Source organism: Sphingomonas sp. PAMC 26621 (assembly GCF_000251145.1).
Classification (GTDB): Bacteria; Pseudomonadota; Alphaproteobacteria; order Sphingomonadales; family Sphingomonadaceae; genus Sphingomonas.
The window spans coordinates 1-9,593 of the sequence record NZ_AIDW01000033.1; the positions used below are offsets into that span (position 1 = coordinate 1).

The following is a 9,593-nucleotide window of genomic DNA, read 5'->3' on the forward strand; positions in this document are numbered from 1 at the left end:
AGCTCTCCACGGCAAACATCCCCGGCCGCTCCCAAAAAGAAGCAGCCTTACCAACGGCCGGATTTTACTCCGCCACGCTCAGCACCGCGCCGGCGTTCCGATGGCCTGCTTTGTCACCGGCGCATCCAGATTGTCGCGTCATCCCAAATCCTGTTCATTTGCCGTTGCGGGTCCGCTCTTTCCAGAGCGCCACATCGAGCTAGTGCAGTGTCAGACGGCGTAGTTCATGTTCGTCAGATCCTCGATCAGCCCCGGCCCGTTCGGCGCCCAAGCCAGTGCTTGCCTTGTCAACTCGCTCGAACCCTGGAGGTCCATGCCGACGAACGGGGCGATCGGTCCGAAATGCCCTACCGCTTCCTCTGGGTCGAGCGACACGACCGGTACATCGAGGCCCTTTGCGATCGCTTCCGCAATCTCCTTCAGAGCCACGCCTTCCTCCGCCACTGCGTGATAGGTCGCGTTCGCGGCGTTCCCTTCCAGCGCGAGCCGGAAGAGGCGCGCCGTGTCGGCGAGCGAACACGCTGCCCAGCGGCTCGCGCCGTCACCGATGTAAGCGGAGACGCCCTTCGCCCGCGCGATCTGGATCAGGAACTGGACGATCCCCTGTTTGTGGGTGTCGTGAATCTGCGACATGCGGACGATCCCGACGTGGAGCCCTTTTGCCGCCTGTAATTGCACCGTCTGATCGGGACGGCGCGGGATCGAAGGCGGCGTGCCGGAGGGGTCGGTCTCCTTGGGGAGGTGCCCCGGCTCGTTGGCGACCGCTGCGAGGCCCGATGTTACGATGATGAGCTTGCCTGGTTCGAGTGACGACCCCAGCGTCTCGATGGCCTCGATCTCAAGCGCCGAGTTTTCCGCGAACTTCGACATGTCGATGCCAAACGCGAGGTGCGCCACGGCGTCCATGCCGGTCGCGCCGCCACGAAGGCTCCCTTTGTCCTCCAGGCTTCCGCGATGTGGAGATGCACCAACCTTGCGCAACTGCTCCGCACCGGCATCGCTGCGTGTGAGACCGCGGACATGGTGGCCTGCCTCGATCAACTGCTTCACAAGTTCCGTGCCGATGAAGCCGGTCGCTCCGGTAACGAATACGCGCATGGCAGATCCTCTATGTTTCTGCCTTGGATCTGGACCAGCAATCGCATAGTTTCTACATCATGCAGTCCGATTTAATATCGAGGTCGTCCAAGCTCGGGTCAGATCCGTTGTCCGATGTGCTTTCGCTCGTGAGAACGCGGGGTTTCATGTCGGGCGGGCTGGATATGGGCGGCGCATGGGCTTACTCTTTCGAAGCGGATGGTGCCTTCCGGTGCTTTGCCGTCGTATCCGGCCAGTGCTGGCTATCGCTGGCCGATGGATCGAACCCGATCCTGGTCAGCGAGGGCGAATTCTTTGCCATGCCGCATGGTAAGCGCTTTTCGTTGACGAGCGATCCCGCCATCATACCAACCGACATCTATCAAGAAATGGACGGACCGCTGAACGGCCGCGTGCTATCGCTTCGCGGTGGCGGAGGCTGCTGCCTGTTTGGGGCGATCTTCACGTTCCGGCAGGATTTTGCGAACATCCTGCTTGATGTGTTACCGGCGGTGCTCCACATCGGCAGTGGCGAGGATCGCGCTGCGCTGCGGGCGTATCTCGATCGGATGATGGCGCTGCTTCGCGTTCCGCAACCGGGCAGCATCCTTGTGACCGAGCATCTCGCCGAGACGATGTTAATCGAAGTCCTGCGGCTGCATGTTACCCGCGATACAGGCAAAGGTGTAGGCTGGCTGTTTGCGCTGTCCGACGTGAAGCTGAGCCGCGCCGTCACAGCGATGCACGAGCAGCCCTGGCATCGATGGACTGTGCAGGAGCTTTCCGACCGCGCCGGTATGTCACGCTCGTCGTTCGCCCTTCGCTTCAAAGAAAAGGTGGGGGTCGCGGTGATGGAATATCTGATCCGCTGGCGGATGTTGCTTGCAGCCGATCGACTCGTTGCTTCATCCGACCCGGTCGGATCGATTGCCGGCCAGTTCGGCTACGAGTCGGATAGCGCCTTTGTGTTCGCGTTCCGCAGGGAGATGGGCTGTACGCCACGTCAGTATAGGCATCGGTCTGCGCTTGCCGCCTAAAGCGGACTCGCAATGTGATCGCTAGATTAAAAGCGCGTTGCCGCCGGTACGCTTGCGATGCTCGGTTCAGGGCAAGATCGTACTCTCGGTTGTCGTAGGAGGTTGCTTGTCCCGCCGCTTATCGTCAGCGGTCTGTTGAGGGTTCGCGATGATGATCGGAAATGGGAAATATGTTCGCGCGCGATGCCAGTAACCCACAATGGTTAATTGTCGCGATGTGGGCGGCCGTAACCTTTGCCGGAGCGCTGCTGTCGATAGTTCCGCCAGCTGAGCCTGCCGCGGCTATCAGGCAGGCAGCCACATCTTGCTGCGGGATCTGTCTTTCGTTTGCGGTGACATCGCTCGCCAACCGAGCATTGCGTCAAACGCGCGCACGGACGGCAGCATTGGCGGTCATCGTATCTGCCGCTGGTACCACGCTATGGCTGCTCGACAGCTGGATTCAGGTCATGCCGAAGGTGACGATATTATCGCTTTCGGCCCTTCTCGTCCGTCGTTACAACTGGGTCTACTTCACCTTGTTGTTCGGGCTTCAAGTGCTCGTGCTCGCGTTGATCGCCTCAATGCGTGCGTCAGCGTCCCAACAGCGCCGCCTCGTAGAAGCGCGGCTCGCCGCGCTCCGTTTCCAAGTGAACCCGCACTTCCTGTTCAACACACTGAACGCCATAGCGACGCTCGTCGAGGAACGCGCGCATGAAGCCGCAGAGGAGATGATCGCTCGGCTCGCGGAATTCCTTCGTGTCACCCTGTCCGATGAACCGCAGGTACTGGTGCCGCTGGCCCAGGAGCTCGAGACTATCCAGGCGTATCTGGACATTGAGGATGTGCGTTTCGGCGGGCGGCTTCGGGTCACCTACGATGTTGCCGGCGATACAGCCTGCCTTCTCGTTCCCAGCCTAATCCTGCAGCCAATCGTCGAGAACGCGATCAAGCATGCCGTTGCGCCATCGAGCGGGGGGGCATTGATCTCAATCCGGACAAGGCTGGTCAAAAGCGACCTCGTTCTGACGGTGCAAGATCGCGGGTCGCCGCACGGACAATTCCGGCAGACCGCAGGGACGGGCGTCGGGCTGCGGAACGTCGAGGCGAGGCTGGAGGCGCAATTCGGTGCGCGTGGTCGGCTCGAAACCTACCGGCTGGAAGACGGCTTCGTCGCCACGCTCCGCATGCCTATCCGGCGTGCTTCTACCCATGAGGTGGGCTGATGCGGGTACTCCTTGTCGAGGATGAACCGCTCGCCCTCCGCCGACTTGAGCGCTTGGCCGGGGAGATCGAGGGCATTGAGATCGTTGGCACCGCAGGCGAGGGCGGTGCTGCGTTGGCAGAGGCGCGGCGCCTTAGCCCCGACCTCGTCGTGCTCGATGTCGAGATGCCGGGTTTGAATGGTATCGAGGTTGCCTTTGCGCTCGGCGGACCCGATGCGCCGCAGATCGTGATCCTCACCGCGTTCGATCGCTATGCAGCGCAGGCCTTTGCCGTGGAAGCCACCGATTACCTCCTGAAGCCCGTTCGACCCGATCGGTTGCGCTTGGCGATCGCGCGGGCTCAGCGACGCTTGGCGGAGAAGGCGGCCTTGCGCGGGCAGCAGCAGCAGCTTGTGGCCGCCGGCGCTATCCTTCATGTTCCCGGGCCGCTTGGCGGCCGTGAAGTTTTGCTGGCCGACGTGATCTGGATCGAGGCTGCGCGTGACTATGTGCTGATCCACACCGCGGCCAAAAGCCACATCGTGCGCAGTACGATGGCGGAGATGGCGGAACGGCTGCCGGACACGATTCCCCGCATCCATCGATCTGCCTTTGCCAACATTGACCATGTCCAAGGCATATCCCGGCCGGACAAGGGCATCGTCCGTCTTCAGCTCGCAGACGGACCTTCGCTGTCGGTCGGCCCGTCCTATGCCGGCCATCTTTCACGGCTCCTCAGGCAGCGTCGCGGCTGAATAGTTAGCACGGATCTGGCGCGCCTCCCTGCCGTTCCCGATTATCGTTGCGAGGCGCTCACCCCTACCGAAGCGGGGGTCACCTCGCCTTCGGGCGGATAGTTCGATGTTGTCGGGGCGGCCAGCGGACGGCCCGGCTCCGGCGGCAGTTTGCGCATGAGCAGGGCGACCGCCGTCTCGAGCTGTACGTCGCCGCCGGTCACCACCTCCCACGGACGGTCTTCGATTTGAACGTCCGGTTCAACACCGTGATTCTCGAGGATCCAGTCCCCCTTGGTGTCGTAGAAGGTGATTTGCGGAACGGTGACGTAGCCGCCGTCGAGTAGCGGCCAGAACCACTCAATCCCGCGAACCCCGCCCCACGGCCGCGTTCCCACCAGCGGGCCGAGGCCATAAGCACGGAAGTGATACGGGAATACGTCTCCGTCAGAACCGGCGAAATGGTTGATCAGCATCGCCTTAGGACCTACCTGTATTTGGTCGGGCTGCGTCTGTGGTGCGCGACCCCGCAGCGTCTGCATGCTGGATAGCACCCTGCGGAGTCGCTCCAAAATGATCTGGTCGGTGTTGCCGCCGCCGTTGAAGCGCTCGTCGATCAGCAGGGCTTCCTTGCCTAGCTGGCCGTAGAATTGGTGGACGAACCCCTCCATGCCGAGATTCTGCATGTCGGCAATGTGGACATAGCCGACGCGTCCCCCTGAAAGCTGCTCAGTTAGGGCCTGTTCATTGCGCTCCCAGCCCAGCCGACGCAGCGCCGTCTCGCTTGATGCCGTAGTTACGATGACGTCGTGGACTGGACCGTCCGAAGTACGGGCCACCGATAGGGAGACGGTCTTTCCCTTGTCCGCGAGCAGCGCATCGGGCGTGTTCAGAGCAGAGAGCGGTCGCCCGTCGATCGCGGTGAGATAGTCACCTTCCTGCACGTCGAGGCCAGGCCAAGCGAGCGGGCTGCGATAGGCGGAACGGGTGTTGTCGCCGGTGTAAATCTTGGCGATGCGATATCGACCCGAGGTTGCATCCAACTGGTAGTCGGCGCCTAAAAAGCGGGGTCCGATGCCCGCTTGCGCCTGTCCGTAATCACCCCCGCCGACATAGGTGTGAGAACTGGACAATTCGCCAATCAATTCGCCAATAAGGAAGTTAAGGTCGTCACGGCTTGCCACTTTGGGCAGCAGACGCGCATAGGTATCATGCACCGCCGTCCAATCGTTTCCATTCATGTTCGGGTTGACGAATAGATCGCGCTCGAGCCGCCAGGCGTTCTCGAACATCTCCTTCCACTCCTGTCGCGGGTCGATCCGTGACTGCATCTCATCAAGCAACAGTTTCGTCGGCGGTGCGTGGCCCGGCTCCGTCGCTGCCGTCATCCAGTCGCCGCCGGCCCTATACAGAACGCGACGCCCGTCGGCGGACAGGGCATGTGAATCTAACCCTTCGGCAACAATCACGTCCTGGCCGGTCGCCGGATCCAGCCAATGCAGTGCCGCAGCCTCTCCCGGCAAGCTGCCGTTAAGCGTATCCGGCGCCTGCGTTGTGTAGAAAATACCGCCTGCGCGCGCCTCCAACGAAACAAGATGACTTGCCTCCACCGGGACCGGGACGGCGCGCTGCATCAGGCCGGCGAGGTCGACCTTGAAGGGTGGAAACTCGCCCGGGGTCGCGGCGCCCGCGACGCTGATACCAGTCGGCCCGAACCGGGGCGGCGTTCCGGCTGCCAATGCCGTGACGTAGATGCCCTGTGACTTGACCTGAACCGCCGCCGTCTCGCGATCCGACTGAACTGAGACCTCATGCCGGTCCGAAACAAAATACAAATATCGGCCGTCCGCCGAGAAAGCTGCACGATAGTCGCTCTCGTCGGGCGCGCTTAGCGTCGTGTCGCGGCCGGTGACGATCTCGTAGAGGTGCAGTTCGCGCATGCGCGTCGGTCGTGCCACGCTGTAAGCGAGCCACCGACCGTCCGCCGAGAAAGCGGCGTCCTGTTGATCGGTTTCATGCATGAAATGCTCGCGGTCTTCGGCGACCGCCTTGGGCTGTTGCGAGCCGTCCACTGCCACCAGCCAAAGCCGGTGCGTACCATCCGGTATTACGATCCATCGTCCGTCAGGCGACCACACTGGCATGTAGAGGTAGCCGGAACTGAAATGGGTAAGCTGACGGGCGCGGCCATTATCCACCGGCCGCACCATCAGCTGATTTTCGCCGCTCCCATCGCTGGTGTAGGCGATGTTGTGGCCGTCCGGAGAAAATGCCGGATGATCCTCGTCCGCATTGCTTGTTGCGGTGATGTCGCGAGCGGCGCCATTTAGTGCCGCGACGAGGAAAATGTCGCCTCTTGCCGAGAATGCGGCGAGATCGCCGGTCGGTGAAAGAGCGTACTCGGTTGCGTATCCCGTGTCCTGTTCACGGATGAGATCCTTCACCGCGACTGTCCGCGGACGGACCCGCTCGCCATCGTCGGGCACCGTCAGGTCAACGGCGCGCAGCCGTCCCGATGCCACGTCGAACGTCCATAGCCGGCCACCCTGCTGGAAGCTGATCAGGCCACCGCCATAGGATGGCAGGTCGATGTCGAAGTCGACGAAGTGCGTGAGCTGACGATCCTTCCCCGTGTCGAGATCATGAACCCACAAATTGGCGCGACGCCTCGAATCTCGATCGCTGACAAAGTAGATGCGCCGCCCCACCCACATCGGCGTGCCGTCCAGTCCTTTCCAACCGGTGATGCGGGTGATCTTGCGCGTCGTCGGATCATAGACCTCGACGTCCTCAGCCTGCCCGCCGTCATAGCGCTTCCACGTCTTGAACTCAGTGAAAGTGCGCGTAAAGGCGAAGCTGTGCCCATCCGGACCGAAGCTGAGATACCCGCTTCGGTCCACGGGCAAAGGCGTGACCGCGCCGTCGGCGAGTGACACCATCGTGGGGCGATAGAGGCCGTTCCACGCCAAGCGTCTCGACAGGAACACCACGGCCGACGAGTCAGGCGTCCAAGCCACCACTAGGCCTTCGGAATTTGTGCGGCGCACGCCGTTATTGAGTGGTGCAGCGGGAAGCGTCGTCAGCCGGCGCGGGACACCTCCCGCCGCCGGCAGGACATAAACGTCCTGCACACCGCCGCGATTGCCGGTGAAGGCGATCCATTTGCCGTCCGGTGAGTAGCGCGGTGCGAACTCATATCCATCGCCGTGCGTAATCGCCGTGGCCCGGCCGCCGGCGATCCCGATCCCCCACAAATGGCCACGTGCAGAAAAGACGATGTCTTTCCCGTTGCTATTGGGGAACCGGGTCAGCGGAGTTACGGCGCTCTTCGCCTCAGTACTTGCCAGGCCGGCAGCAACGAAAAGTCCGATGCCGCGGATGAAGCTGGTTTTGCGCATAATTCGATTCGCTTTCGGATCGCGAGAGTTGTCTAATTGCGAAGACGTTTACGGACTGAGCATCCCGTTAGTGACCGGCGCTCGTCGCATACGGAGCAGCTTCGTCGCAAAGCGGGCACCTGCTCCGGCGGCTAACTGGACTGTTAGCGGGTTGTTGTCGCACCTTGCCAAAGGGCATCTGGGCGTTTCAAATAGTATGATCGTGCCTCGCATGCGGGTCCGAGCCGTAATTACCCACCCCCCGGTCTGGGAAGGTTCATGCGCCCAGGGTAGTAGCGATGGTACCGAAGATGTTGGTACCAGGCGTAAGCCGCGCGGTGGCGACGACGGTCCTTATGTCAGCTTCCCCCTGAGCAGCCCACATGGCGCGATAGCCATTGGTGATCTTGCGCTGGATGACGGCAGGGCGAAGGTCGCGCTCGCAGGCATTGTTGGTTGGTTCGACCTTGCCGGGCCAATATGCGAAGGTAAGGAGCTGCTCCCTGGCGCGGGCGAACCTGTTTCGAAGCTTCATCGTCAGCTCGCACGACGTGGGCGTCGTGATGATGTCGTCGATGGTTCGTTCGAGCGCGCGTCGTCTTGTGGCAATCGTCGATGGCGCCAGACGGCTGATGCCTTCCGCCAGTCCGAACGCCTTGTTCAGCCATAGTTTGAGCCGCATCGGCAGGAAGTCTTCACTGTTCTGGAGCGCGTAGGCGACATCACGCGCGAGATGGGCGAGGCAAGCCTGGTGCGCATCGGCATGACCCTGTTGGGCGGCATAGCGGTCGGAGCACCAGACGTCGGGGCGATGCCCGTCCATCATGGTGCGCACTACGATGGCGCCGCGGGTCGGGGCGGCGGTATGCACGACAGCCTGATCGCACCGGAACACCCAGTGATACGCGTTGCTGCCTTCGATGCGCACCCCGGTCTCGTCCGAGCTGACCACAGCTGCCTGACGCAGCTCCGATACGGCGTCATCGCGGCCGCCTGCAAAATGCGCCTGCGCACGACGGAGCATGTTCATCAGACCGCCCTGGCTGATCGTCAGACCGAACAGATCGGCAAACGCCCCCTGAAGCCGTTCGTAGGACAACGCCTGGAAGGTCTTCAGATAGGTCGCGATCGCATGGATCCGCGCGCCGAACGGCGTCCCCTTCGCCGCGTCCGGCAGCGCGGCCGTCACGCGCATCCCGCACGATGGGCAGCGAACCGCCAGCCGCCTGTGGCGCTCCACGACGGGCGTGATTGGCGGCAGTTCGATCGTGTCGTGCTCGCTGATCGTCTCGGTAGCCAGATCGGCCGGCAGTGCCGCGCAACAGCCGGTGCAGATGTCCGGACGATGATCAATCGCGCGATCGAATGCCTCGCTCAGTATCCGGCTATGTCCCTGATGCCCTGGCTTTCCACCGCCGGGCCGCGATGCATCGCGGCGCTCCTTGCGGTCGGTCGATGGCGACTTCGACGATGTCCGCGACGTCTTCGCAGGGCGCTGCAGGCGCAGCACCAGTTCGATCAACTCCTCGCGGCTCAGACGCTCGAGATCGGGACGGCCCATGACCCCGTTGAATCAGTGATTTCGCTCAGCCGCAAGGGGGTGGGTAATTACTCCGAGCCAGCGTCGTTTAAGACGTCAGCGGTATTTTGGGGCAGTCCAGAGTGGTCTTTCGGCATAGGTGTTATACCAAGTCCCTCGGAGCCTGACTCAGCGCCGGGGATTCCCAAGTCGGTCATGATCTGATTCAACATCGCAAACGGTGGGAGGTTGGCGGTGGCATCAGCGGTTGGGCTAAGGGACGATTTCGACGGGTCTGGTCTTCGAAGGTTGGCGCGTTTGAGCGGTGACGCCAATCAGGTCCGGCGGCTGCTGGCGCTGGCGGTGATTTACGATGGTGGTGCGCGGCACGCGGCGGCACAGGTCGGCGGCGTTGGTTTGCAGACGGTTCGAGACTGGGTGCTGCGCTTCAATACCAGCGGGCCCGACGGCTTGCTCGACGGCAAAGCCCCCGGTCCCCGTCCAGTGCTTGGCCCAGAGCATAAGCGGGCGCTTGCCGAGATCATCGAACAGGGCCCGGTCCCGGCGTCGCATGGCGTGGTGCGCTGGCGGATCGTCGATTTGATCCAGTGGCTGTTCGACGAATATGGTGTGTCGGTCAGCAAGCAGACGCTGAGCCGCGACCT

General features: G+C 62.4%; 7 protein-coding genes. 4 read left to right on the forward strand and 3 right to left on the reverse strand.

Translation table 11 applies throughout. The features are described 5' to 3' along the window. Positions 1-210 precede the first annotated feature (210 nt). Positions 211-1,098: an SDR family oxidoreductase gene (locus tag RI03_RS16365; RefSeq protein WP_010218661.1), complete on the reverse strand. Its 888-nt coding sequence runs from the start codon at positions 1,096-1,098 to the stop codon at positions 211-213. Positions 1,099-1,157: 59 nt separating this feature from the next. Here RI03_RS16365 and RI03_RS16370 point away from each other — a divergent pair, with 59 nt between their 5' ends. The 3 genes from RI03_RS16370 (at position 1,158) to RI03_RS16380 (ending at position 4,053) form a co-directional block, all read left to right on the forward strand. Then, positions 1,158-2,114 (forward strand): AraC family transcriptional regulator, encoded by a 957-nt coding sequence (locus tag RI03_RS16370; protein ID WP_026046799.1) that lies wholly within the window; start codon positions 1,158-1,160, stop codon positions 2,112-2,114. Between the two features lie 170 nt (positions 2,115-2,284). Beyond that, positions 2,285-3,319, forward strand: coding sequence for a sensor histidine kinase (locus tag RI03_RS16375; protein WP_170318390.1), 1,035 nt, complete (start codon positions 2,285-2,287; stop codon positions 3,317-3,319). Then, complete coding sequence (locus RI03_RS16380; protein ID WP_010218664.1) at positions 3,319-4,053, forward strand: LytR/AlgR family response regulator transcription factor; 735 nt, start codon at positions 3,319-3,321, stop codon at positions 4,051-4,053. Before RI03_RS16375 ends, RI03_RS16380 begins: the two co-directional genes overlap by 1 nt. 41 nt (positions 4,054-4,094) lie before the next feature. Here RI03_RS16380 and RI03_RS16385 read toward each other — a convergent pair whose 3' ends face one another. Next, a complete protein-coding gene (locus RI03_RS16385; RefSeq protein ID WP_010218665.1) occupies positions 4,095-7,430 on the reverse strand; it encodes a S41 family peptidase in 3,336 nt (1,111 codons plus the stop codon). A gap of 256 nt (positions 7,431-7,686) precedes the next feature. Next, positions 7,687-8,970 (reverse strand): IS66 family transposase, encoded by a 1,284-nt coding sequence (tnpC, locus tag RI03_RS16390; RefSeq protein ID WP_010218666.1) that lies wholly within the window; start codon positions 8,968-8,970, stop codon positions 7,687-7,689. Positions 8,971-9,159: 189 nt separating this feature from the next. On the opposite strand from tnpC, the gene RI03_RS16395 reads away from it, so the two are divergent. Then, a partial coding sequence (locus tag RI03_RS16395; protein ID WP_238542420.1) for a helix-turn-helix domain-containing protein occupies positions 9,160-9,593 on the forward strand: 434 nt, incomplete at its 3' end.

Excerpts from the sequence above, each read along its gene's own strand:
- RI03_RS16380 (WP_010218664.1), top strand. The coding sequence starts at position 3,319 with ATGCGGGTACTCCTTGTCGAGGATGAACCGCTCGCCCTCCGCCGACTT.
- RI03_RS16385 (WP_010218665.1), bottom strand. The coding sequence starts at position 7,430 with ATGCGCAAAACCAGCTTCATCCGCGGCATCGGACTTTTCGTTGCTGCC.
- RI03_RS16370 (WP_026046799.1), top strand. The coding sequence starts at position 1,158 with ATGCAGTCCGATTTAATATCGAGGTCGTCCAAGCTCGGGTCAGATCCG.
- RI03_RS16365 (WP_010218661.1), bottom strand. The coding sequence starts at position 1,098 with ATGCGCGTATTCGTTACCGGAGCGACCGGCTTCATCGGCACGGAACTT.
- tnpC (WP_010218666.1), bottom strand. The coding sequence starts at position 8,970 with ATGGGCCGTCCCGATCTCGAGCGTCTGAGCCGCGAGGAGTTGATCGAA.
- RI03_RS16375 (WP_170318390.1), top strand. The coding sequence starts at position 2,285 with ATGTTCGCGCGCGATGCCAGTAACCCACAATGGTTAATTGTCGCGATG.